The 24,201-nt window shown below is 41.4% G+C and carries 22 protein-coding genes; 13 read left to right on the top strand and 9 right to left on the bottom strand.

The window, feature by feature from the left end; translation table 11 throughout:
- Nucleotides 1–44: 44 nt before the first annotated feature.
- Nucleotides 45–1,256, top strand: a complete 1,212-nt coding sequence (locus CKW03_RS17450; RefSeq protein ID WP_093101106.1) for an alanine dehydrogenase — start codon at nt 45–47, stop codon at nt 1,254–1,256.
- A gap of 3 nt (nt 1,257–1,259) precedes the next feature.
- Nucleotides 1,260–2,126, top strand: coding sequence for an alpha/beta hydrolase (locus tag CKW03_RS17445; RefSeq protein ID WP_093101104.1), 867 nt, complete (start codon nt 1,260–1,262; stop codon nt 2,124–2,126).
- Between the two features lie 9 nt (nt 2,127–2,135).
- Here the strand turns inward: CKW03_RS17445 and CKW03_RS17440 are convergent, their stop codons facing one another.
- The 6 genes from CKW03_RS17440 to porX all read right to left on the bottom strand — a co-directional run bounded on the left by CKW03_RS17440 (nt 2,136) and on the right by porX (nt 7,401).
- On the bottom strand, nt 2,136–3,182 hold the full coding sequence (locus CKW03_RS17440; protein ID WP_093101103.1) for an ABC transporter ATP-binding protein: 1,047 nt from the start codon (nt 3,180–3,182) through the stop codon (nt 2,136–2,138).
- A gap of 60 nt (nt 3,183–3,242) precedes the next feature.
- Complete coding sequence (locus CKW03_RS17435) at nt 3,243–4,052, bottom strand: outer membrane beta-barrel protein (protein WP_093101101.1); 810 nt, start codon at nt 4,050–4,052, stop codon at nt 3,243–3,245.
- A gap of 1 nt (nt 4,053) precedes the next feature.
- Complete coding sequence (locus tag CKW03_RS17430) at nt 4,054–4,815, bottom strand: hypothetical protein (RefSeq protein ID WP_093101099.1); 762 nt, start codon at nt 4,813–4,815, stop codon at nt 4,054–4,056.
- Nucleotides 4,812–5,360: an RNA polymerase sigma factor gene (locus CKW03_RS17425; protein ID WP_093101098.1), complete on the bottom strand. Its 549-nt coding sequence runs from the start codon at nt 5,358–5,360 to the stop codon at nt 4,812–4,814. The genes CKW03_RS17430 and CKW03_RS17425 overlap by 4 nt, the downstream gene beginning before the upstream one ends.
- 63 nt (nt 5,361–5,423) lie before the next feature.
- Nucleotides 5,424–5,834, bottom strand: a complete 411-nt coding sequence (gene tsaE / locus CKW03_RS17420) for a tRNA (adenosine(37)-N6)-threonylcarbamoyltransferase complex ATPase subunit type 1 TsaE (protein ID WP_093101096.1) — start codon at nt 5,832–5,834, stop codon at nt 5,424–5,426.
- 13 nt (nt 5,835–5,847) lie between these two features.
- Nucleotides 5,848–7,401, bottom strand: coding sequence for a T9SS response regulator signal transducer PorX (gene porX / locus CKW03_RS17415; RefSeq protein WP_093101095.1), 1,554 nt, complete (start codon nt 7,399–7,401; stop codon nt 5,848–5,850).
- A gap of 655 nt (nt 7,402–8,056) precedes the next feature.
- Between porX and CKW03_RS17410 the strand changes: the two genes are divergently transcribed.
- The 7 genes from CKW03_RS17410 to CKW03_RS17380 all read left to right on the top strand — a co-directional run bounded on the left by CKW03_RS17410 (nt 8,057) and on the right by CKW03_RS17380 (nt 14,528).
- Nucleotides 8,057–9,319, top strand: coding sequence for an HD domain-containing protein (locus CKW03_RS17410; RefSeq protein WP_093101092.1), 1,263 nt, complete (start codon nt 8,057–8,059; stop codon nt 9,317–9,319).
- 20 nt (nt 9,320–9,339) lie between these two features.
- Complete coding sequence (gene lpxD, locus CKW03_RS17405) at nt 9,340–10,377, top strand: UDP-3-O-(3-hydroxymyristoyl)glucosamine N-acyltransferase (RefSeq protein WP_093101090.1); 1,038 nt, start codon at nt 9,340–9,342, stop codon at nt 10,375–10,377.
- 40 nt (nt 10,378–10,417) lie between these two features.
- A complete protein-coding gene (locus CKW03_RS17400; protein ID WP_175486360.1) occupies nt 10,418–11,812 on the top strand; it encodes a bifunctional UDP-3-O-[3-hydroxymyristoyl] N-acetylglucosamine deacetylase/3-hydroxyacyl-ACP dehydratase in 1,395 nt (464 codons plus the stop codon).
- A gap of 10 nt (nt 11,813–11,822) precedes the next feature.
- Nucleotides 11,823–12,617, top strand: a complete 795-nt coding sequence (lpxA, locus tag CKW03_RS17395; RefSeq protein ID WP_093101087.1) for an acyl-ACP--UDP-N-acetylglucosamine O-acyltransferase — start codon at nt 11,823–11,825, stop codon at nt 12,615–12,617.
- 19 nt (nt 12,618–12,636) lie between these two features.
- Entirely contained in the window at nt 12,637–13,257 is a 621-nt protein-coding gene (locus CKW03_RS17390; RefSeq protein ID WP_093101085.1) for an ABC transporter ATP-binding protein, read from the top strand.
- Between the two features lie 69 nt (nt 13,258–13,326).
- The gene (gene efp / locus CKW03_RS17385; protein WP_093101084.1) at nt 13,327–13,887 is read left to right on the top strand and encodes an elongation factor P; all 561 of its coding nucleotides are present in this window, start codon (nt 13,327–13,329) and stop codon (nt 13,885–13,887) included.
- A gap of 71 nt (nt 13,888–13,958) precedes the next feature.
- Complete coding sequence (locus CKW03_RS17380; RefSeq protein ID WP_157739554.1) at nt 13,959–14,528, top strand: 5-formyltetrahydrofolate cyclo-ligase; 570 nt, start codon at nt 13,959–13,961, stop codon at nt 14,526–14,528.
- Nucleotides 14,529–14,828: 300 nt separating this feature from the next.
- Here the strand turns inward: CKW03_RS17380 and CKW03_RS17375 are convergent, their stop codons facing one another.
- Both CKW03_RS17375 and CKW03_RS17370 read right to left on the bottom strand, forming a co-directional pair.
- Nucleotides 14,829–16,124 (bottom strand): HAD-IB family phosphatase, encoded by a 1,296-nt coding sequence (locus CKW03_RS17375; RefSeq protein WP_093101081.1) that lies wholly within the window; start codon nt 16,122–16,124, stop codon nt 14,829–14,831.
- 23 nt (nt 16,125–16,147) lie between these two features.
- The gene (locus tag CKW03_RS17370) at nt 16,148–17,113 is read right to left on the bottom strand and encodes an NAD-dependent epimerase/dehydratase family protein (RefSeq protein WP_093101079.1); all 966 of its coding nucleotides are present in this window, start codon (nt 17,111–17,113) and stop codon (nt 16,148–16,150) included.
- A 111-nt stretch (nt 17,114–17,224) separates the two neighbouring features.
- On the opposite strand from CKW03_RS17370, the gene CKW03_RS17365 reads away from it, so the two are divergent.
- The 4 genes from CKW03_RS17365 (at nt 17,225) to cydB (ending at nt 22,326) form a co-directional block, all read left to right on the top strand.
- Nucleotides 17,225–18,412: a formimidoylglutamase gene (locus tag CKW03_RS17365; RefSeq protein ID WP_093101078.1), complete on the top strand. Its 1,188-nt coding sequence runs from the start codon at nt 17,225–17,227 to the stop codon at nt 18,410–18,412.
- Between the two features lie 25 nt (nt 18,413–18,437).
- The gene (locus CKW03_RS17360) at nt 18,438–19,760 is read left to right on the top strand and encodes a DNA recombination protein RmuC (RefSeq protein WP_093101124.1); all 1,323 of its coding nucleotides are present in this window, start codon (nt 18,438–18,440) and stop codon (nt 19,758–19,760) included.
- Nucleotides 19,761–19,911: 151 nt separating this feature from the next.
- A complete protein-coding gene (locus tag CKW03_RS17355; RefSeq protein WP_093101076.1) occupies nt 19,912–21,252 on the top strand; it encodes a cytochrome ubiquinol oxidase subunit I in 1,341 nt (446 codons plus the stop codon).
- Nucleotides 21,253–21,255: 3 nt separating this feature from the next.
- A complete protein-coding gene (gene cydB, locus CKW03_RS17350) occupies nt 21,256–22,326 on the top strand; it encodes a cytochrome d ubiquinol oxidase subunit II (protein WP_093101075.1) in 1,071 nt (356 codons plus the stop codon).
- Between the two features lie 152 nt (nt 22,327–22,478).
- Here cydB and ggt read toward each other — a convergent pair whose 3' ends face one another.
- Nucleotides 22,479–24,173, bottom strand: a complete 1,695-nt coding sequence (gene ggt / locus CKW03_RS17345) for a gamma-glutamyltransferase (protein WP_093101073.1) — start codon at nt 24,171–24,173, stop codon at nt 22,479–22,481.
- Between the last annotated feature and the right edge of the window lie 28 nt (nt 24,174–24,201).

The following is a 24,201-nucleotide window of genomic DNA, read 5'->3' as shown; positions in this document are numbered from 1 at the left end:
TGAAATATTATTGCGTATTTTTAACTTGCATTATATTTACGTAAATGATAAATGTATCTAAATTAGCTCAAGAAGGAGTACTACAACCTAAGGAAGCTTTGCTTTCGAAAGACAGAAAAAAAGGCAGTTTAACTATCGGTATCCCTAAAGAAAATACCTTCCAAGAAAATAGAATTGCACTGACGCCACTCTCTGTTGGGTTGTTGGTAGAAAATGGTCATGAAATCATTATTGAAACTGGAGCGGGTGATGCCTCCAATTTCCAAGACCATCATTATAGCGAGCAAGGAGCCCGTATCGTATACGATAAAAAAGAAGTCTATAAAGCAGACTTAATCATTAAGATTTCCAGTCCTACCTTGAAAGAGGTGGAACTGATGAAGAACAGGCAGGTTTTGTTCAGTTCCCAACAACCTTCCTTGATGAAGATTGAAGTCCTGAAAGCCTTAATGAAAAAACAGATCACCGCGCTTTCCTTCGAATATTTACAAGATGAGGGTGGACATCTATCTGTTGTCCGTGCCATGAGTGAAATCGTCGGAGCGACTTCCGTATTGATCGCCGCTGAATACCTTTCCAATGTTTTTGATGGCAAGGGCTTGATGTTAGGAGGGGTTACTGGTGTTCCGCCAACAGAAATGGTCATTATTGGAGCTGGTACCGTTGGGGAGTTTGCTGCAAGGACTGCCATTGCACTTGGTGCACAGGTCAAGGTCTTTGACAGCTCGGTATATAGGTTGAGACGTTTACAGAGCAATGTAGGCAGCCGCGTCTTCACTTCCGTAGTCCAACCGATTGTCCTCAATAAAGCTGTTCGAACCTGTGATGTGGTGATTGGAGCAGTAAGAGCAAGGAACGGTCGCACACCATGTTTGATTTCTGAGGACACCGTTTCCAAGATGAAACCTAATTCTGTTCTGATAGACGTAAGTATTGATCAAGGTGGGGTAATTGAAACCTCTGAAGTGACCAATCATGATAAACCTACCTTCAGGAAATATGATGTCATCCACTATTGTGTTCCCAATATTGCATCTAGAGTTGCTAGGACCGCCACTTATGCCCTGACCAATATCTTCACTCCGATCTTGATCGAGATTGGCGAGGCAGGAGGAATGAACAATATGATCTGGGCTAATCAAGGCATACGAAGTGCCATCTATTTATATCACGGAAATCTAACTAACAAAGACATGAGCGAGAAGTTCCAGTTGCCTTGCAAGGACCTGAACCTGATCGTCATGGCGAACTTATAAACGATGAGAAAATACCTAATCCTTTTTATTTTAAGCATGATTGCATGGCATACCAAAGCCCAAGATACTGGGCAAATGAGATATTTGTATGGAAACGAGGAAATTCCAAAGTCTAAATTAATAGTTGATTCCCTCGACGAATTGGATAAACCTAAATTATACGTCCATAAAGCCAATCAAAAAAAAGAGGATCTGGTATTCTTGGTAATTCCAGGTGGTGGATATGCCGGTGTGGCCATCAACCACGAAGGTCATGATGTAGCAAAAAGGCTAAACGACTTGGGCTACTCTGCCTATGTGCTTTTTTATAGGCTTCCAAAAGTGGAAACTATGGAAGACAAACGTTTTGGACCACTTCAAGACGCCCAATATGCCATGGCACAGATCAGAGCGGAAAACCCGAATAAAAAGGTTGTAGTCATTGGCTTCTCCGCAGGAGGACATTTAGCAGCTACACTTTCCAACCTTTATGACCGACCCCAAACGGAATTTCTTGAACAAGCAAATTTGAAACCTGATTTCTCGGTGCTGTGTTACCCCGTTATCTCCATGGATTCTACCATCACCCATCAAGGTTCCAAAAACAACCTGCTAGGTCCTGATTTTACGGCTGAAGATGTTGAACTGTTCTCCATGGAAAAGCAAGTGGATAAAAACAACCAACCTACTTTCCTGATGAGTGCCAAGGATGATAAGGTCGTGCCTATTGAAAATAGTTACAGGTACCAAGATTCTTTAGGACTTTATAATATTCCAAATCCGATCTTTACCTACGAAGAAGGAGGGCATGGATTCGGATTGGTCAATAAAACCGATAATAGAGATTGGTTTGCAGCCATGATGGAATGGTTGCAGAACGTAAATCGATAAAAGATATTTCTATTGAAATTGATGATAGGAAGATACGAGGATATTGATTCTCGTATTTTTTTTGATTTCAACTTTTGGAAATTGAACCATGTGCAAGGTTAATTCGTCATTTCCGAGAATAACCTCATTATAGAAGCCTCTGAATTTAATATCCTTGATCCAGAACTTTCCGTCCGCATTGATTTCATAGCTGACGTTTTCCTGCAGGATAGAAATTAATGAGCGGGTTTCTATATCCAAGATTTTGGCAGCGACGGGGGTCAATACATTGCTCTTCGCCAATAATCTAGCTGTATAGGGTGTGTTTGGCGTAGCATATAAAACCGATGGATTCCCGTAATCGGCTATTTCTCCTGCTTTCATCACCAATAGAAAGTCTGCCATGGCCAATACTTCCGCTGGATCATGTGAAACCAAAATAACGGTCAAGCCTGTGTTTTTGACAATATTTTGGATATCCTGTTGCAATTCATCCCTAAAGGCAGCATCTACTTGGTTGAAGGGCTCATCCATTAATAATACCTCTGGATCATTGATCAATGCTCTGGAAATAGCGACACGTTGCTTTTCGCCTCCACTTAAATCGGCAACTCTTTTTTGTGCCAGATGATCGATGCGCAATTGTTCCAGGACTTCCTGTGTTCTCCTAGCTTTCAGCTCCAGGTTGGTGTTGGAGAGTTGGGAGGCCACATTATCCCATACCTTGGCGTAAAGGTTTAAATCATCAAATCCTTGGGAGACTAATTTCATGGCATCATGTCCCGGGATCAATTTGTCTTTTCGGGTGGGAACCAGCCAACCTCTATATCTAATCTCTCCCGTATGGGGTTCCAATAGGCCGTAAATCAACTTCAGCAAGGTGCTTTTGCCACTTCCTGATTCGCCGATGATCGCCGTAATCTTGCCTTCCTCAATACCAAAATTTACCTGATTTACCGCAGTCACGATAAGGTTGCCTTCAAAAACTGCAGACACATTTTCCCCATGGATTAAGGGAAGGTTAGGTTTTTGAACATCAGAAAAAATATATTGACAAGAGTTAGATTGTTGCGCCATAAAAAATGTCGGATCTTTTGAACCCGACACAAAAATACAGTTTACGAATCGTTTTTACTATTAAAAACCTAGAGTCAATCCAAAAGCAATGTTTTTAACACCCTCTTGGGCTGGGCTCTTTTCAAAAAGATTATTCATATAATACTTGGCAAATAAGCCAAAATCGTCATAGCCAATGCGGATAAATGGACCATATTGAAATGTCTGCAAGTTATAGGTATCCTTGAACTTCTGCTTTCCATTGTCATCGCTCTTCAAGCGTTGTGTTCCTTTCAGTAATATGCCTGTCATTGCTCCAAAAGCAAGTTTTACCCTTTTTCCATTGTTCAGTTGTCTACTTCTCAATTCAAATGAAAGCGGAAGTCGCAAGTAAGTGGAAGTAAAAACATTTTTCGAATAGTTTGCATCATCATCCAAAGGCTCGTAGGTCAATGGCGTCACATTTTCCAGCAGCAGGACATTTTGTTTCAGGCGCCAATAATTCCATTCAAAACCAGCAGAAAGGTAAACCTTAAAGTTATCATTGAACCTTAAACCAAACTGTGCGATATCAAAGCCAAAATTAGAAGCCTTTTTATAGCTCAAGAATTGATTTTGCTCAGACAGTGTAAAACTACCGTCGTCTGAAAGCCTTGAAAATCCCCAATCTATCCTTGTAAAGGTTAAACCACCATACGCTCTAGGGTATTGGATCTCTTTGCTGTCCTTTTCCCCATTGTCCTTGTCTTCCTTGCCAAGGGTAAAAGAGAAATCATGGCTACTGCTATTGGTGCTGTCTTTCTTCTCTTTTTCGTTGTTTTCTTGAGCAGATGCAGAAAAGCTAATCAAGCCTAATGCAAGGATGAGTGTTGGAAAAAGTCTAATTTTCATGTTATCTTCTGGTTTTTGCAATGCTGTTAAATAAATCTACCGTAATGGTCCCTTCCTCGTCCGAACTGAATTTTACAGCCTTATTCGAAGGGTTCAAGTTCTCGGATAGCGTGTTCAGGATATTCGTGAATATGGTTTGTTTTTTCTTAGGTTCTTTTTTTGCCTCGGCATACATGACCTCTTCATGTTCGATTATATTGACCAAGGGTTGGATAGGTGCTACTTCTACTGCAACTAGGTCTGCCGGTTTCTCGTCAATATCATCCATATCTATTGTGGTCACTACATTCAAAGCAGGAGTAGGTAATATGATATTTTCTCGCTCTGGGTTTTCAACCTTTGCTATGACCAGGTTTTTCGCTGGCCTTCTTGGAGTTTGATCAAGAAGAACCTCATTATTCTGGTTTTCTGCTTTTGATGCTACTGGTGTAGGTGCTTCAGCTATCTCTTTTTCGACTGGAATTGGGGCCTGTGCAATTGCTTTGGCCATGACTTCTTCCATCGGATCCTCATGTTGCGCTAGGGTTGGAGTGCTTTCAACCGATGTGTTCTCCTGGAACAGGTACATTTTTATGGAAAATCCTAAAGCTAAGACCAGGCAGGCTGCAATCATCCAAATGTAAACATTGTTTTTCTTTCTCAATGGAACGATTTTTTCCTCATCAAGTTTGGCTTCAATGCCTTGCCAGATGGATGCTTCCGGTATTATTTCTTGATCCCGGAGACCATCTGAAAACAATTTGTCTATTTCTTGATCTTTCATATTCCTAATTCCTCCATTTTTTGAATGCGCTCTTTCAGCCAAACTCTTGCTCTTGAAAGTTGAGATTTCGAACTGCCTTCGCTGATGTCCAGCATATCCGCTATCTCCTTATGGTTGTAGCCTTCGATGGCATACAGGTTGAAAACCGTACGGTAGCCCATGGGTAGCTTTTTGATCAATGCCAATAAATCCTTGTAGTCCAAATGATTTAATGAAAAAGTCCCAGCTTGTTCCAATTCCTTCCCGCTAAGTTCATCCGTTGAAAGAAAATGCACCTTGTTCTTGCGGTGACTTTCAATCGCTGTATTGACCATGACCCGGCGAATCCATCCTTCCAAAGAACCTTTGCCCTCATAGAGCTCACATTTATTAAAAACCTTAATGAAACCGTTCTGTAAAATATCAGCTGCTTCATCTTGATTCTTGGCGTACCTTAAACATAAAGCATACATTTTCGGTGAAAAGTATTGGTACAGTTCCGATTGAGCTTGTCTCTCTCTGGACTTGCACCTCTCCCATATATGTATAACTTTATTAGGCTCCAATTTGTGATCTGGTTTGTTGTAAAGACGCCCTTCAGCCTAGAAGGGTTGCAACGGAAATAAAAATTATTTCAAAAAGATAGTTCTGCTCTGATCTTCAGTAACTTCTATTTTAACGATCGCGGCATCTTCCGGAATCAGATTCGGGATTTTCTCCGGCCATTCGATAAAACAATAGTCCCCGGAATAGAAATATTCCTCATAACCTAGATCATAAGCCTCTTGTTCGCTTTTCAATCGATAGAAATCAAAATGATAGATTGGACCATTCTCCGTGTGATACTCGTTGACAATAGAGAAGGTGGGACTTGATGTGCTGTCTTCTACATTTAAGTAGGCACAGATCGCTTTAATAAAAGTCGTTTTTCCGGCTCCCATAGGTGCTTGAAAAACAAATACTCTTTTTTCACCTGCGTTTTCAATGAGCCATGCTGCTGCAGCCGCTAAGCCTTCTGTGTTCGCAACTCTATATTCCATTTTTACTGCTTTATTATTTTGGACTGTAGGTGATGAATGGAATGATCATTTCTTCCAAGGATATCCCCCCATGCTGGAAGGTGCCATTGAAATAATGTACAAACTGATTATAATTGTTTGGATAGACAAAATAGGTGTCTTCCTTGGCAAAAACATAGGTGGAGCTCATGTGAACACGTGGTAACTGAGCTTCCAGTGGGTTTTTGATCACAAAAACATCTTTGTCAATATAGTTTAGGTTCTTGCCCTGCTTATACCTTAAGTTCGTGTTAGTATTCCTGTCTCCAATGATCTTGCTAGGTTTCTTGACACGGATAGTGCCATGGTCTGTTGTGATGATGACCCGAACATTCTTTTGGGCAAGCCATTTCAGAACATCCAATAATGGGGAGTGCTCAAACCAAGATAAGGTCAAGGAACGGTATGCCGCTTCATCATTAGCCAACTCCCTGATCATGGCCATATCCGTTCGGGCATGAGATAACATGTCCACAAAGTTATAGACCAGTACGTTCAGGTCATTATGCATATACTTGTTGATGTTTTCCAAGACATCCTTGCCTTGTCCCATCGTTATGACCTTGGTATAGCTGTGTCGGATATCTTTTCGATAGACCCTTTTAATTTGGTCCGCCAAGAATAAATCCTCGTAGAGGTTCTTGCCGCCTTCATCATCATCGTTCTGCCATTCTTTTGGAAAGCGCTTTTCCATCTCTAGAGGGGTCAGACCACTAAAAATGGCATTCCTGGCATATTGAGTTGCGGTAGGTAAGATGCTGTAATAGCTATCCTCTTCCTCCACGCGGTAATAATCAGTCATCACTTCATTGATGACTTTCCATTGATCGTACCTTAAGTTGTCGATCAAAAAGAAAAAGGTAGGCTTTTCGGCTTCCATTTTTGGGAATACCTTCTTCTTAAAAAGTTGATGGGATAGGGTTGGTCCATTTTCTGGATTCTTTATCCAGCTGAGATATTCTTTTTCAATGAATTTGGAGAAGAGTAGATTGGCTTCAGATTTCTGCATGGTCAAGATCTCATGCATCCCTGCATCTTCCAACTTTTCTAAAGAGAGTTCCCAGTAAAGTAGTTTTTTATAAGCATCCACCCACTGCTGGAAATTGAGGTTGTCGTTCATGCGCATCCCCAATTCGCGGAAATCTTGTTGGTACGCCATTGAAGTCCGTTCAGAAACCAACCGTTTGTTTTCGGTGAACTTCTTGATGGTCAATAAGATTTGTTTTGGGTTGACCGGTTTGATCAGGTAATCATCGATTTTGGCACCTATGGCATCTTCCATTAAATGCTCTTCCTCGTTCTTGGTTACCAATACGGTTGGTATCGAAGGGTTGATGGCTTTCAGCTTGTCCAAGGTTTCCAGACCGGTTAATCCAGGCATGTTTTCATCGAGAAAGACCAGGTCAAAGGGTTCGTTTTGAAAAGCCTCAACAGCATCAGAGCCGTTATTAACGGTTTTTACCTTATAATCTTTCTGTTCTAACAACAAGATATGTGGTTTCAAGAACTCAATCTCATCATCAGCCCAAAGTATATGTATTTTCTGCATGTATCAATCCTTAGAAAAGCTAATTTACAGCTTTTAAAGGGATTTGCTGTTGTTTTTTCGTTATTAATATTAGCGAATCGGTCTGTGAGGAAGGATGCATGCCGGGTTTTATCTGTATTTGAGAGGCTATCCTAAAGGCGTGATTTTTTGGATTATATTTTGACCTCATTCGAGACACATTCGGAATTTTCCGAATGTGTCTCGAATGAGGTCAAAGCCAGGTCCGAAGGATGTGGTCAGAAAAATCTCGAAATCCAACCAAGATTCAGGGAAATGAAGAGGATAAAGCAGGTAATAAAGGGTGAAAAAAATAGGTCTTGTGACAAAGCAAGCATTTGTAATGATAATTAATGAAAGTAGGGATTTAATATCCTGAAATTAGGATGGTAAATTCCTTGTTAAGCTTTGATTATCTTAGAGTTGGAGAAGGAAATAGCAGGATATTTAGGGATTATTTAATGGAATTTAACTAGGAATGTCCTTGTGAAATAAGGATCCTTGTAATGGAATCTAGGTATTTACTGAAAAATTGACCCTTTTTGGATTTTTTTTAACATTTATTAAGTACCATGTATGTATCTTTGCCCGTATCTTAGCCATAATATACTGGATAGTACAAGTGGGTGAGGCTAGATTTTAATCACTATTTAGGCATTTGAACAAGAAGAAAATAATAAATGATCCTGTTTACGGTTTTGTTACGATCCCGTCGGGGTTTATTTATGACCTGATTCAACATCCATACTTGCAGCGGTTGCGTTATATCAAACAAGTGAGCATGACTCATTTGGTTTATCCGGGAGCTTTGCATACTCGTTTTCAGCATGTTGTAGGCGCTATGCACTTGATGAGCTTGGCCATCGAGACCTTAAGAGGAAAGGATGTGTCGATTTCGGAAAAGGAAGAGGAAGCTGCTCTGGCTGCCATTCTTCTGCACGATGTTGGGCATGGACCTTTTTCACATTCGCTTGAGCATACCTTAGTTGAAGGTGTGTCACATGAGTTGATTTCAGCTCTATTGATGGACAAGTTGAATGAAGAGTTTTCAGGACGATTAGATTTAGCTATAACCATTTTCAACGATCAATACCACCGAAAATTCTTGCATCAATTAGTATCTAGCCAACTGGATACCGATAGAATGGACTACTTGAACCGAGATAGTTTCTTTACAGGAGTTTCTGAAGGCGTGATTTCTTTTGATAGGATTATCAAAATGCTGAACGTAAAGGATGATGAGTTGGTGGTGGAGGCGAAAGGGATCTATTCGGTAGAAAAGTTTTTGATAGCGAGGAGATTGATGTATTGGCAGGTATACTTGCACAAAACAGTCATCACTGCCGAACAGATGTTGATCAAAGCGCTGGCAAGAGCCAAAGAACTGAGCAATAAAGGAGTAAAATTGTTTGCTACTCCAGCATTGGATCATTTCCTGAACAACAAGATTGATAAAGAGACTTTTCTTTCAAACGAGTCGCATTTAGAATGGTTTACTCGTTTAGATGACACGGATATTTTATCAGCGATCAAGGTTTGGGCAGACCATGACGATCAGATACTGAGTATGTTATGTTCTAAACTTCTCCGCAGAGAATTGTTCCGCACGGAATTAAGCAATACGCCGTTCTCTGAAGAATATGTGTCGGAATTGAAGGGAAGGTTGAAGGAAAGATTTGATGTGAATCAAGACGATTTAGATTATTTGTTGTATCAACAGGTTATTGGAAATAATGCTTATGATTCATCGGAGACCAAAATCTGTGTGATGATGAAAGATGGGCAATTATTGGATATAGCTGAAGCTTCAGATTTATCAAATATTGAGTCATTATCTAGAAGAGTGGAGAAATACGCAATAACCTATCCTAAGGAGATAGGCAGGGTTTCTTCCGATCAACAAATGATTATTAACAAATAAACAAATACAAGTATTACTTAATGCAATTTACCGCGGAACAAATAGCGACATTATTAAAAGGACAGGTAGAGGGTAATCCTGAGACCTTAGTAGATCAGTTGTCCAAAATTGAGGAGGCTGGTCCTAAGAGCTTGACTTTTTTGGCGAATCCGAAGTACGAACACTTTATATACGATACAGAGGCGGGGATTATAGTGATCAATGAGGATCTGACCTTGCAGAAAGCTGTGAAATCTACTCTTATCCGAGTGAAAAACGCATATACTGCTTTTACAGAATTGTTGAAGCTATATGATGAAATGAGAAATGATAGAAGTGGAATCGATGAACAAGTTTACATACATGAGTCTTCCAGCATTGGGCAGAATCCTTATATCGGGGCATTCAGCTATATTGGAAAGAATGTAGTGATCGGGAACCAAGTGAAGATCTATCCTCAGGTGTACATTGCCGATGATGTCAAGATTGGAGACAATAGCGTATTGTTACCAGGGGTAAAGGTTTATAAAGACTGCATCATTGGAAATCGGGTTATCATCCATGCTGGATCAGTGATCGGGAGCGATGGTTTTGGCTTTGCTCCAAAAGAAGACGGTTCTTATGAGAAGATCCCGCAGATAGGGAATGTCATTATTGAAGATGATGTAGAGATCGGTGCAAATACGGTTATTGACCGAGCAACTTTAGGTTCTACAAGGATATTGAAAGGCGTTAAATTGGATAACTTGATCCAGATCGCGCATAATGTGGAGGTGGGATCGAATACGGTTATTGCAGCGCAGACCGGAATTTCCGGGAGTACCAAGATTGGTGAGAACGTGGTTTTGGGGGGACAGGTAGGCGTAGTTGGCCATATCAGCATTGCCAAAGGCAGTCAGGTACAGGCTCAATCTGGCATCAACCGATCGATATTGGAAGAAAACAAGAAATGGGGCGGAAGTCCGGCATTTCCATACAGCAATGAGCTGCGTTCGCAGGTGCTTTATTCCAAGCTTCCGGAGCTTGAAAAACGCATTGCGGAGTTAGAAAGGCAATTAAATCAAAAAAATAATAGCTAACTTTACAAGATAATTTTTTTGCAAAATACTAATGTTAGATATGAATGTAAAACAGAGAACCATTAAATCTGACGTCCATTTTTCGGGCGTGGGTCTTCATACCGGTAAGCAAGTGAATGTGACTTTGAAACCGGCTGCAGAAAACCACTGGTACAAATTCAAACGAGTAGATTTAGATGGTCAACCAATTGTAAGTGTGGATGTTGATAATGTGAGCAACACTGCACGGGGAACTACAATTTCTCAGAACGGAGCTTCTGTAAGTACCATCGAGCATTTGATGGCAGCATTGGTAGGCTTGCAATTAGATAACGTATTGATTGAGATCGACGCTCCAGAGGTTCCGATCTTAGATGGAAGTTCGGCCATTTTCATCGAGAAAATCCAAGAAGTAGGATTTCAGGATCAAGATGCAGACCGTGATTTCTTTGAAGTAACAGATAATATTCACTATACCGATCCAGAAAACAAGGTAGAAATTGTTGCCATGCCAGTTGATGGCTATCGCATCACCTGTATGATCGATTTCAACTCTCCGGTTTTGGGAAGTCAACATGCATCGATCAGTGATCTGGATGAATTCAGCAAAGAGATTGCTGGATCTCGTACTTTTTGTTTCCTACATGAACTGGAAGCTTTGGTAAGCCAAAATTTAATTAAGGGTGGCGATTTGTCCAATGCCATCGTTATAGTAGATAAAGAAGTATCGGAAGGTGAATTGGATAAATTACAGGATCTATTCCATAAACGCGTTGAAGTGGCACAGGAGGGTATCTTGAACAATATTTCATTGCGATACCAAAATGAGCCGGCAAGACATAAGTTATTGGACATGATCGGTGATTTGGCTTTAGTGGGGAAACCTATTAAAGGCCATATTATGGCAGCACGTCCTGGACATGCAGCCAACGTAGCATTTGCCAAACGCATTAAAGGGCAAATCAAACGTGAAAAGAATAAAAAGAATGTAAAGGTTTATGACCCGAATACGCCTCCAGTTTACGATACGGTTCAAATCATGAATATTTTACCACACCGTCAGCCATTCTTGATGATCGATAAGATCTTGGAACTGTCGCAGACCCACGTGGTAGGATTGAAGAACGTAACGATGAATGAGGACCTTTTCATGGGTCATTTTCCTGGCGCACCTTTATTCCCTGGGGTATTGCAGATCGAAGCGATGGCACAAACAGGTGGTATATTGGTGTTGAATACTGTCCCAGACCCAGAAAACTGGTTGACCTTATTCTTGAAGATCGAAAATGCGAGATTCAAGAACCAAGTGGTACCAGGGGATACCGTAATTTTCACTTGTGAGTTATTGGAGCCGATCCGTAGAGGAATTGCGAGAATGAAAGGAGTTGGTATGGTAGGTGACAAGGTGGTAAGTGAAGCAGAATTAATGGCCCAAATAGTAAAGGTCAAAGGATAATTTAATAAGAATGATTCAACCATTATCATATATACATCCTGAGGCAAAGATTGCACAGAATGTGGTAATTGAACCATTCTCGACCATCCACAAGGATGTTGAGATTGGTGAGGGAACTTGGATAGGCTCGAATGTAACCATTATGAATGGTGCACGAATTGGAAAAAATTGTAGGATTTTCCCTGGAGCTGTTATTTCCGGAGAACCCCAAGATTTAAAGTTTGAAGGTGAGATCACCACGGCGGAGATTGGCGACAATACGACCATCCGTGAATGTGTGACCATCAATAGAGGAACAAAGGACAGATACCGTACGGTCATCGGTAAGAACTGTTTGATCCAAGCTTATAGTCATATCGCACATGACTGTTTTATTGGTGATAACTGCATCTTTTCGAACTCCAGTACCTTAGCTGGCCATATTACCGTAGGTGACTACGTTGTATTGGCGGGTATGGTTGCGGTACATCAGTTCTGTAAAATCGGTTCACATGCCTTTGTGACCGGTGGTACTTTGGTCAGAAAGGATGTTCCTCCGTATATCAAAGCAGCGAGGGAGCCTATTTCCTATGCGGGTATCAATTCCGTAGGATTGAGAAGAAGAGGCTACACAAACGAGCAGATCAATGAGATCCAAGGCATCTATAGGGTTCTATTTGTACAGCACAGTAACCTAGGTAAGGCATTGGATATTGTGGAAGCTGAGTTTAAGGCTACCGAACTTCGGGATGAGATCCTTGGGTTTGTGCGAGCATCAAACCGTGGAGTGGTAAAGGGATTTGGTCAAGGCAGATCTGGAATATAAACTTAAATAATACGATTATTTGAATATAATTTTACAAGATATTGGTAGGAGGTATAATAGGGAATGGATTTTTAGACATCTCGATTATACCTTTTCTTTTGGAAAGAGCTATGCTATCCTCGGGCCGAATGGTTCTGGGAAATCCACCCTCATCAAAGTGATCACAGGCGCCTTAACAGCGAGCGAGGGAGAACTGAAGTTTGAAGATGGCGGTCAGGAGCAGCAAATTGAGCAGATTTTCCAAAAGATAAGCCTCGCTGCGCCCTATGTAGAGCTGATCGAGGAGTTTTCCTTGAATGAAATGTTAGATTTTCATTTCAAGTTTAAAACCTTCCTAACGGGTTATGATATTGAACGCATCAAAGAAACCTTGGGTTTTGCGAAAAACACGTTTGAAAAAGATATCCGACACTTTTCATCGGGGATGAAACAAAGGGTAAAATTGATTTTAGCTTGTTGTTCTCAAAGTAAATTGTTATTCTTGGATGAACCTACAAGCAATTTGGATAAAGAGGGCGAACATTGGTACCTGAACTTGATCGAGCAGACCAAATCAGACCGTATTCTGGTGATCGGGTCCAATCAGGAGCATGAATATAACTTCTGTGATGAGCAGTTGCAGATCATGAGCTATAAGTAGGGCAGGACTTGTCTTTCATTGGAAAGATGGAAGAGATTTTATATTTTTGCGAAAGAAATTATTAAAAATATGGCAAAAGCTTCAGACGTTAAGAGTGGAAATATACTTCGTTTCAATGGGGAATTAGTATCGGTAGAGGAATATATTCACCGTACCCCAGGAAACTTGCGTGCATTCTATCAAGCAAGAATGCGTAATGTTAAGACTGGAAAATTAGTAGAATACAGATTTAGAACAGATGAAGAGGTGGAAATTGCTCGTGTAGAGACGAATGACTACCAATATTTATATGAAGACGGGGATTTTTTCGTGGTGATGGACAATGAATCCTACGAACAATTCAATATCCCAAAAGTTTTATTTGGGGATTCAGCTCGGTTCTTAAAAGAAGGAATGAACGTAATCGTGGCATTTGAAAGTGAAGAGGCTATTATGGCCCAGACTCCTGCAAGTGTGGAATTGGAGATTACCTATACAGAACCTGCAGTGAAGGGTGATACCTCGACGAATGCATTGAAAAGTGCAACTGTAGAGACTGGCGTAGAAATCCGTGTTCCTTTGTTCATTAATCAAGGTGATAAAGTAAAAGTGGATACACGTACAGGTGATTACATGGAACGTGTAAAATAAGATCTTAGGTTTAGGTTGATTATTCGGTCTTGTTAGCTCCCATGCTTCAAGGCCGTTTTTTTTATCCAAGTATGAAAAAAGTAGAGTTAAGGGCGGCATATAAACAGAAACGGAATGAACTGACCAATGCCGAAGTGGCTGAGTTGGATCAGCAAATCTTCCGAGAGTTGTGCGCTTATGATTGGTCCAAGATTACCTACTTGCATTGTTATCTAGCAATTGCCAAATTCAAGGAATATGACACCATGAAGTTTATCCATTGGATTTGGGAGCATTATCCCCATACCCAGATCGTGATTTCAAAATCTGACTTCGAGACCCATCAGCTCAAGCATTATATCTTTGATCAGGATACTCAATTGGTTCCGAATGCTTGGGGTATTCCCGAACCGGTCGATGCGATAGAAATTGATACATTGAAGATTGAGGCTGTATTGGCGCCACTATTGGTGGTTGATGAGTTCGGGAACCGGATAGGCTATGGCAAAGGCTTCTATGATCGCTTTTTTGCAAGCTGTAATTTTTCCGTTTTAAGAACGGGGATTTCCTATTTTTCTCCCGTTGCCCTTATTGAGGATATTGGCGAGTGGGATGTTCCGATTGAATTGGTTTTTACTCCCGGAAAAACATATTGTTTTTAAGTGTTGTTAAATTTCGCTAATAGAAAAATTAGCATAATAAATACAATTTTATAATACTCGTCAGCGTTAAAAGTATATTAGATAGCTAAAATTAATTTGAGCTTAGGCTTGAATACAAAATATGGAGAGGGATAGTTCAGGCATTTTCGGTCTGTTGTTTCCTGAAAATAAAAGAAAGTTTGTCTAAAAAGCTAAATAAACAATTTTCGTTATTTACTCCCTGTAATGCTATTGTCGGCATTCGGTTTTGGCAAAACCCAAAACATTAGTTTATCCATGCTTTTTAGACAAAAACTTTCTTTACTTGTATAAAATCCTAAATTTTATGGTGTTATCGACTTGCTTCAATTGCTTGAGCATTTGTTTATCATAAGCAGCATCGATATCAGTTACCGCATAACCTATTTCCCCTCTAGTCATCAAGAATTGAGAAAAGATATTGATGTTATTTTCAGCGTATATCTTGTTGATCTGCGCCATAATACCCGGTACATTGTTATGGATATGCAATAGACGGTGAGCTCTTGTCAGCCCTGGAAGAGTTAGGTTAGGAAAATTCCTGCTTTGGTCTGTATCGCCATTATTGATGAAATCAGCCATACGACGAGGAATAAATTCCGCATTTCTCTTTTTGTTCTTTTTATCATCAAAAACCACGATCCCTTTTTCATTACAGATGGCTTTTGAGATATGTCCTTTGACATCGCCAAGGTAACCGATGGTTTTCAATTTGTCTGCTCTGGAAAGTACCTCATCGGAAATGGTTTCTCCATGTCCCAGCAATAACATACCTACATCCTTCACATATTTCTCTTCTAGAGTCTCCTTGACACGGATAGAGAATCCATCTCTTTTTAAGATATGTGCCGCGATTTCAGGTACATCGCCTACAATAAGACATAAAATCCTGTTCTTCGGATAGGATATAGCCCTTGGTAGATCATTCACATAGAGGAATTCATCAAAACTTGGAGCAATATGGTCCGCTTTGTCGGTTACAGATTGTCTAGAGATATTTTCAGTAAATGCGTAGAACTTTTCGATCAAGCCCGATTCTTTCAGTTGGAAATCGGAATAGCCATCACCAATACCGAAGATCCTGCCGTCGATATTAAGTTGTTTTAAGAGCTTTACCTTGCCGCCTTCATCAGAAAGGGGGTTAGCTTCATCATAACCGATAATGTTTCCGTCAGCGTCGAATTTGAAGGTATTTGCGTAGATGTTTTCCTTTTTGATATGGTAAGGGCTCACGACAGGCGTGATAAATTCTTTGAATCCACCAGAAACGATCCAAGCGGTTTCAGAATTTTCCCTAAAGAATTCCTTGTTTCTGCTGAAGGATTTGGAAACTTTCTTTTTCAGGTGTGCGATCAGCTTGTCCAAATGCTGACGATTGGCTTGCAATAAACTTACCCGGCCTGCCAAGCTTTCACGGAACGAGATCTTGCCTTCCATCGCCAAATTGGTGAAGCGCTCGATTTCATTGTAAATTTTTTCTTGGTCAGGATGGTTTTCTAAGGATATCCTTGCTAATTCGTCTAGGGCTTCGACTTGGGTAAAAGTGCTATCGAAGTCTATGATGTAATAATTTTTCACTGTATGTTGAGTTTAGATTGTTTTTATAAATAATAGGCTTCACAAACTTCCCTCAGGGTTTGGTCCAGAGGTTTAAATGTGTAGCCCAACCTTTCCTTAATTTTGGAATTGTCGTATTGTAATTTGCTATTGGCTGCCCGAGCAGACTCTTTGGTCAAAGCTGGTTTTTTACCGCTGAGCATAGCGCTAAGTTTTGATAGTCGCCAAGCCACCGAAAGCATCAACGAGGTTGCCTTGATATGGGGAGCTGGCTTTTTCATCAATTCAGAGATCTTGGTCAATAAGTCTTGGTTGCTGATATTTTCGGCGTTCAGGATGAACCTTTCGCCAGAAATTTCTGAATTCATCAGGAGGATCATGATCTTGGCCACATCGGTAACATCGACGATTCCGACTGAACCCAAAGGATAGATCTTGTTCCCCTTGTTGACCATGTTGAAAATGGCACGGGAACCCTTTTCTCCCCAGCCAATTCCCATGATAACGGACGGATTGACGATCACTGCGTCCAAACCTTCGGCCATGCCTCTCCAGACTTCCATTTCGCTATCGTATTTCGCTAAAGAATATTTGGAGATTTTAGGGTTGAACTCCCATTTGTCATCCTCGGTTACCGGAAGTCCTTTTTTGCTGAATCCCAATGCGGCAATCGAGCTGACATGGAGTAGCCTTTTTTGGTGTTCCAAGCAGAGGTTGACAATGTGTTTGGTACCCTCAACGTTTGTATTTATGATCTCTGCGGCATCTTCCTTTTGGTAAGAAACCTTAGCAGCACAATGATAAACTTGATCGACTTTGGGAATGATATCCTCGAGGCTGAAGTAATCGGTTATCTCAGCGTCTACCCATTGAATGAGGGATGAGGACTTTAAGTGGTCAGGGATAATGGAGGTCGGTCTTTTCAAAGCAATCACACTATGCCCCTCATCAATGAGGTACTGCAATAATGTAGACCCTAAAAAACCTGTTCCGCCAGTTACTAATATCACTTCCTAACTTATTGTTGAAAAATTATGTAGTTCAAAAGTAAGTTAATAAATGCATATTTGCTAAATACAATAGGATAAACTCAATAAAATTTGAGGAATTAGACAATCAATATGACTTTAGCTGATTTTTTATCACCCATCTCCCTAAAAGAATTAGGTCTTCCAACAGAATATTATAACTCGCAATTCGGTCATTCCATCGAAAAATATACAGATGTTTTTCCGCAATGGGATGAGGAAACGGGCTATCCGCAGATTGCTATTTTTGGGGTAGAAGAGGGGCGGTCAGCGGTCAATAATAACGGTACGCAAAAGGGGCCAGACATGGTCAGGAAGCATCTTTATGATCTTTATCAAGGAGATTATACGGTGAAGGTTGCTGACCTTGGGAATATCAAGGCAGGGGCAACGGTTAAGGATACCTACGTGGCTGTGAAATTGGTGATGGAAGAATTGATGAAAAAGGATATCCTTCCGATCCTAATTGGCGGCGGACAGGACCTGACCTATGCACAATATACCTCCTATGAGAACCTGGAACAACGTGTAGATGTTGCGGTGATCGATTCAAGGTTTGATTTGGATCAGGAGAATGCCGAGGATATGCCTTTGAATTCGCAGACCTATCTGAATCATTTGATCTTGCATCAGCCAGACTATCTGTTCAATCTAAGCAATATTGGCTTTCAAACTTACTTGGTGAGCAAGGAGTCTATCAATATGTACGATAAGTTGTTTTTCAATGCCATGCGCTTGGGAAGCTTTTCAGGTAAACTAGACCAAGCAGAACCTATTATCCGTTCGGCTGACATGGTGAGTTTTGATATTGGTGCTATCCGTGCTTCAGAGGCCTGTGGAAATGCGAATGCGGGGCCAAATGGTTTATATGGTGATGAGGCTTGTCAATTGGCTAGGTATGCAGGGATGTCGGATAAATGTAGCTCCTTTGGGATCTATGAATACAACCCGACTTTTGATCCTATGGGCCAGACCGGAATGCTGATTGCGCAGATGATCTGGTGTTTTGTCGATGGTTTCTACAGTCGGAAAAAGGATGCACCTATGTATCCAAAATCAAATTATATCATCTACAGAACGACCTTGGAGGCTGAAGACTATGAGTTGGTTTTTGTGAAGAGCAAGAAATCAGACCGCTGGTGGATGCAGGTTCCATACTTTGGCTCGAAATCTGTCAATGAGCGTTTCTATCTAGTGCCATGCCGTTATGAGGATTATCAATTGGCAGTAGGCGGTGAGATGCCGGATCTATGGTGGAAAACCCATCAAAAACTTCAATAATCGTATTTTTAAAAATCTGAATAGCGTGGAAGTCATCTACCTTGTTTCCCTAATTGTCTTGGTTGCTATCTGTGCCATTCTTGTATGGCGCAATGCTAGAGCCGTGTCTAGGGAGGAGCATAATAGGGCATTGGATGCTTCTAAGGATCTTCAGGTTGAATTTGCTAAAATTCAGGAAAGGGAAAGGATCTTGATGGCCGATCGAGATCGATTGTCTTTGGAAATGAAGGAGGAAAGCCTGGCGAGACAAAGTGTTGAACGGAGTTTGGAAGGGACCAATGCTTATCTGCAAGCCCAACAGGAAAAATTTGCGGAGCAGCGGCAGGAAATGGAAAACATGAAAGTGCAGTTCAACAATGAGTTCCAGGTCATGGCGAATAAGATTTTGGAAGAGAAGTCTTTCAAGTTTACCCAGTTGAACCAGCAGAATATCTCCTTGGTATTGGATCCATTGAAGGAGAAGATCAAAACCTTCGAGGAGAAGGTGGAGAAATCCTACCAACAGGAATCAGCAGAGCGCAATGTTTTGAAAGGTGTGGTGGAGCAGTTGATGCAACAGAGCATGCAGATCAAGGATGAAGCGAATAACTTGGCCAAGGCGTTAAAAGGAGATAATAAGAAGCAAGGGAATTGGGGTGAGGTTATTCTAGAGCGTGTACTGGAACGTTCTGGTCTGATCAAAGACCAGGAATATAAACTTCAGGCTTCAGTTCAGGAAGCGGACGGCAGAAGGTTTCAACCCGATGCCCTAATCTATTTACCCGACGAAAAGCATTTGGTCGTGGATGCCAAATTATCGCTGGTTGCCTATGAACGGGCTGTCAATGCAGATACCGAAGAGGACCGGGTAATATTTGTAAAACAGCATGTGCAATCCATTGAGAACCATGTGAGGGAGCTTTCTGCCAAGGATTACCATTCCTTGTATGGGATTCAATCGCCAGATTTTGTATTGCTGTTTATCCCAATTGAATCTTCCTTAAGTTTAGCGGTTAACTTTAAGCCCGAACTGTTCAGTGAGGCTTGGGATAGGCGCGTGGTGATCGTCAGTCCTTCTACCTTATTGGCAACTTTGAGGACCATAGCAAGCGTTTGGAAACAGGAACGGCAGAACAGGAATGTTTTGGAGATTGCTAAAGAAGCCGGATTGTTGTACGATAAGTTCGTCGGTTTTCTCAACGATATGGATCAATTGCAGGGGATGATCCAGAAAGCGGCGGATAAACATGATGAGGCGATGAAAAAACTCAGCTCAGGCTCAGGAAATGTGATCCGGAAGATCGAACAGTTAAAAACACTTGGCGCAAAAGCCAATAAACAAATCGGGGATAAGTACCTAGAAGACTAACGTCAATGGAATCCTGTTGACGCATTCAGCTAAGAAATTTTCATCAAAAAGACTTAATTCAGGCAAATATGGTATTTTATTAAAATATGTTTGATTTGCAGTTGTAATGCCTTAATTTTAAGGAAAGTTCGACCACAAAACAGAATGTCTTATGGAAGATATGATCCTCTACAACCGTCTGCAATTCGCATTTACCATTACCTTTCACTATCTCTTTCCACAATTGACCATGGGGCTTTCGCTCATGATCGTTTATTTCAAGTGGAAATTCCTTCGTACCAATAATATCATCTATAATGATGCTTCCAAGTTTTGGATGAAGATCTTTGCGCTCAATTTTGCGATGGGTGTGGTGACCGGGATACCCATGGAGTTTCAGTTCGGGACCAATTGGGCTAAGTTTTCGGAGTTGACCGGCGGGATCATTGGACAGACATTAGCCATGGAAGGGATGTTTTCCTTTTTCTTGGAGTCGTCGTTTTTAGGAATGTTTATTTTTGGGGAGAAGCTCTTGGGGCATAAGCTCCATTTTGTGGCGGGATTGATGGTCTTTATTGGCTCTTGGGCCTCGGGATACTTGATTCTGGCGACCCATTCCTGGATGCAGCATCCAGTAGGCTATGAGATCCTGGAAAACGGAAAATTTGTGCTCAATAATTTTTCTGCTCTATTTACTAATCCTTGGTTACTTCCTTCTTATTTGCATAATCAGGCCGGTTCATTGGTCACTTCAGCATTCTTTGTATCGGCAGTAGGGGCGTTCTATCTGTTGAGCAACCTGCATGCGGAATATGGAAAGATCTTCTTAAAGACGGGCGTTGTTTTTGGTTTGATCGCCTCGATTGCTGTCGCCTTTCCAACTGGGGATATGTTGGCAAAGAACGTGGTGAAGCACCAGCCCGCTACTTTCGCCGCGATGGAAGGGATCTTTGAGACTGAAACCGGTGGTTCAGAGATAATTTTGATTGGACAACCAGATATGGAGAACAAAAAGCTGGACAATAAGATTGCTGTCCCTAAGGTTTTGAGTTTCTTGACCTATCAACGTTGGGATGCCACCATAAAGGGCCTCAATGAATTTGATGAGGATATTCATCCAACAAACGTTCCTGGCTTATACTATAGTTACCATATTATGGCAGGCTTGGGGACCATTTTTATAGGAATCATGATAATTGCCGCATTCCTCTTGTGGCGAAAAAAGCTTTTTCAAACTAAATGGGTCCTATGGGTATTGATGTTCACGATCCCATTTCCTTATATCGCCAATACGGCAGGTTGGTATACCGCAGAACTGGGCAGGCAGCCTTGGTTGGTCTTCAATCTCATGCGAATGGTCGATGGCGTTTCGCCGACGGTATCTTCGGGAAATACCTTGTTTACTTTATTGGGGTTTGTTGGCTTGTATATTTTATTGGGACTGTTGTTCTTGATGCTGGTATTGAAAATCATCAGGAAGGGTCCGGAAACTCATTTAGCATTAAAATCATAGCTTATGGAAATGTTTTGGTATATCATCTTGGTATTTATGTTGGGTATGTACGTGGTTCTTGATGGGTATGATTTTGGAGCCGGCATTGTCCATTTGTTATTTGCGAAATCGGATGAGGAGAGAGCTGCCATCCGAAATGCAATCGGTCCTTTTTGGGATGCCAATGAGGTTTGGTTGATTGCTTCGGGTGGGGTATTGTTTTTTGCTTTTCCAACTTTATATGCTTCGGCATTCAGTGGTTTTTATCTGCCCCTGATGTTGGTGCTTTGGTTTTTGATCTTTAGGGCGATAGGTTTGGAGCTGCGTGGACAGATACACAATAAATTATGGGAAAGGTTTTGGGAGAAAGCTTTTGGTCTAGCGAGCCTGTTTCTGGCCTTGTTCTTTGGGGCAGCATTGGGCAATGTTGTCCGTGGAGTGAATCTAGGAATGGTGGAGAATGGCGTTTCGACACAAGAACCCCACTATTTCTTCCTGCAATTGTGGAACCCTACATTAGATCCAATGTCCGATGTTCATGGAATCATTGACTGGTTTACTATTTTACTGGGGATAGTTTCCATATTTACACTCACCATACATGGTGCCAACTGGATCATCCTGAAGACCTCAACAGGCTTGAATCAACGATTGAAAGGCATCATTTTTAAATTGAATATTGCCCTTACTTTTTTAGTTGTGCTTACAGCTAGCTTATGGCAATACGTGAAGCCATTTCCGCTCAATAACCTGATAGGGCATGCTTGGTTATGGATTTTTCCTGTGATTGCCGGAACAGGGTTGATAGGGCAGTTCTGGATCAAGAAATTCAAGAAAGATGGAATGGGTTTCCTTTTTTCCACCTTATTTATTCTAGGAAGCTTCGCCACTACGGTCGCCTCGCTATTTCCAAATGTATTACCATCCACCAATGCCGTCAATCCATCCTTAACGGTCTACAACGTCGCCGCACATGAATACGGTCTTTCGGTAGGTCTAAACTGGTTTGTAATAGCATTCTTGTTGGTAGTCATCTACTTTATCATTCAATTCCGGGTCTTTAAAGGGAAGTTGGATGATGTGGGGTATCATTAGGAAGCTAGATGTGAGATTGGAGATATGAGATTTGAGAACCTTCAAACGTGTAATTTTTGCAGATTTAAAGGGGTGTAAATATAAATGAGATGTGAAATTGTTGATAGGTTTTTCTATCTCAAATCTCACATCTCATTTCTAATATCTACGGGTTAGTATCCCCTCGCTTGGTCATCGCCTCGGTGGTCGGCTCCGGTTTGGAGTTTTCCGTTTTTGAGGATAACGATGTTTTCTACGCGGCCGATAGCACCTCTTTTATTGATTTTGTAACCGTCTTCTTCTAGGCTTTGACGGGTTTTGTCGTTGATTGCTTTTTCTTCAACGTCGATTACGTCAGGTTGCCATTGGTGGTGGAAACGAGCTGCTGACACGGATTCTTGTGCCGACATGTCGAATTCCAAAACGTTCAGGATGGTTTGGAATACGGAAGTGATGATGGTAGATCCCCCTGGGGTACCAACAACCATTTTCAACTTGCCATCTTCTTCAATGATGGTTGGTGTCATGGCACTGAGCATTCTTTTCCCGGGTTCGATGGAATTAGCTTTTCCCCCTAGAAGGCCATACATATTTGGTGAGCCTGGTTTTACAGAGAAATCATCCATTTCGTTGTTTAAAAGGAATCCTGCTCCATCAACCCATACACAGGATCCGTAAGATCCGTTGATGGTTGTAGTCAATGAAACGGCATTGCCATTCTTGTCAACGATACTGTAATGCGTGGTTTCTTCCGATTCGTAACCTGGGAATTTTGCTGCTTTTACTTGATCGCTTGGCGTAGCTTTGTCCAAGTTTACTTTAGCCATGCGATCTTGGTTGAATTTTGCATCTGTTAGATTTGCGATAGGTACGCGATAAAAGTCAGGGTCTCCTAAGTGTGTTGCTCGGTCGGCATACACGCGGCGTTCTGCTTCTACCATGGCACGTACAGTGCTATCATGTTGGAATCCCCATTTAGCAAGCGGGTATTTCTCTACAGATTGCAATAAAGCCATTAGAGCCACACCACCGCTGGAAGGAGGGGGCATGGAAATCACTTTGTAGTTTTTGTACATACCTACAATTGGGTCTCTCCAGCTGGCTTGATAATTTTCAAGGTCTTTTAAGCTGATGATACCATTGCCTCGTTTCATTTCATCAACAATGTATTCGGCTGTTTTTCCTTTATAGAAGCCATCACGACCTTGCTCTGCAATGCGTTTTAGGGTTTCTGCCAATTCGGATTGTACAAAAAGGTCGCCTTCTTTCCATTCCGCATCGCGGATGATAGCTGCGCCATTAGGGTTGAATTTTTGGAAACGGGCTTTATAGCGGTTGAATTCGCCAGCTTGTTGTTTGGTAATTGGGAAGCCTTTTGTTGCCAGGTCGATTGCTGGCTGTACCAGGTCCTTCCATGCGATGGTGCCATATTTTTTATAGGCAGCATCCATACCAGCAACAGATCCAGGTACCCCTGATGCCAATTGTCCGTAAAGACTTAGGTCAGTGATAGGGTTTCCGTCCTTGTCCAAGTACATGTCTCTGGAAGCTTTTTCGGGTGCTTTTTCGCGGAAGTCAAGCGATGATACTGAACCATCTCTGCCACGAAAGACCATAAATCCACCTCCCCCCAGGTTTCCAGCATTAGGGTAGACTACTGATAGAGCAAATTTGACAGCTATTGCTGCATCAACTGCATTTCCGCCCTTTTTTAAAATTTCTACTCCCACCTCTGATGCAATCGGGTGAGCCGTCACGACTGCTCCGTTTTCAAATTCGGTTTGGTTGGAGGCAGTCTGTTGATTAACTGAGCAGGAACCCAGAAAAAAGACGATTAAGAATAAATAAATCAAATTAGGTTTTTTCATGTCGCTAAGATAATAAATTGGTATTATT

Origin of the sequence: Sphingobacterium mizutaii (assembly GCF_900187125.1) — a bacterium.
GTDB classification, from domain to species: domain Bacteria; phylum Bacteroidota; class Bacteroidia; order Sphingobacteriales; family Sphingobacteriaceae; genus Sphingobacterium; species Sphingobacterium mizutaii.
Note: the sequence above shows the minus strand (reverse complement) of the source record. Positions and strands in the feature narration are given on the sequence as shown.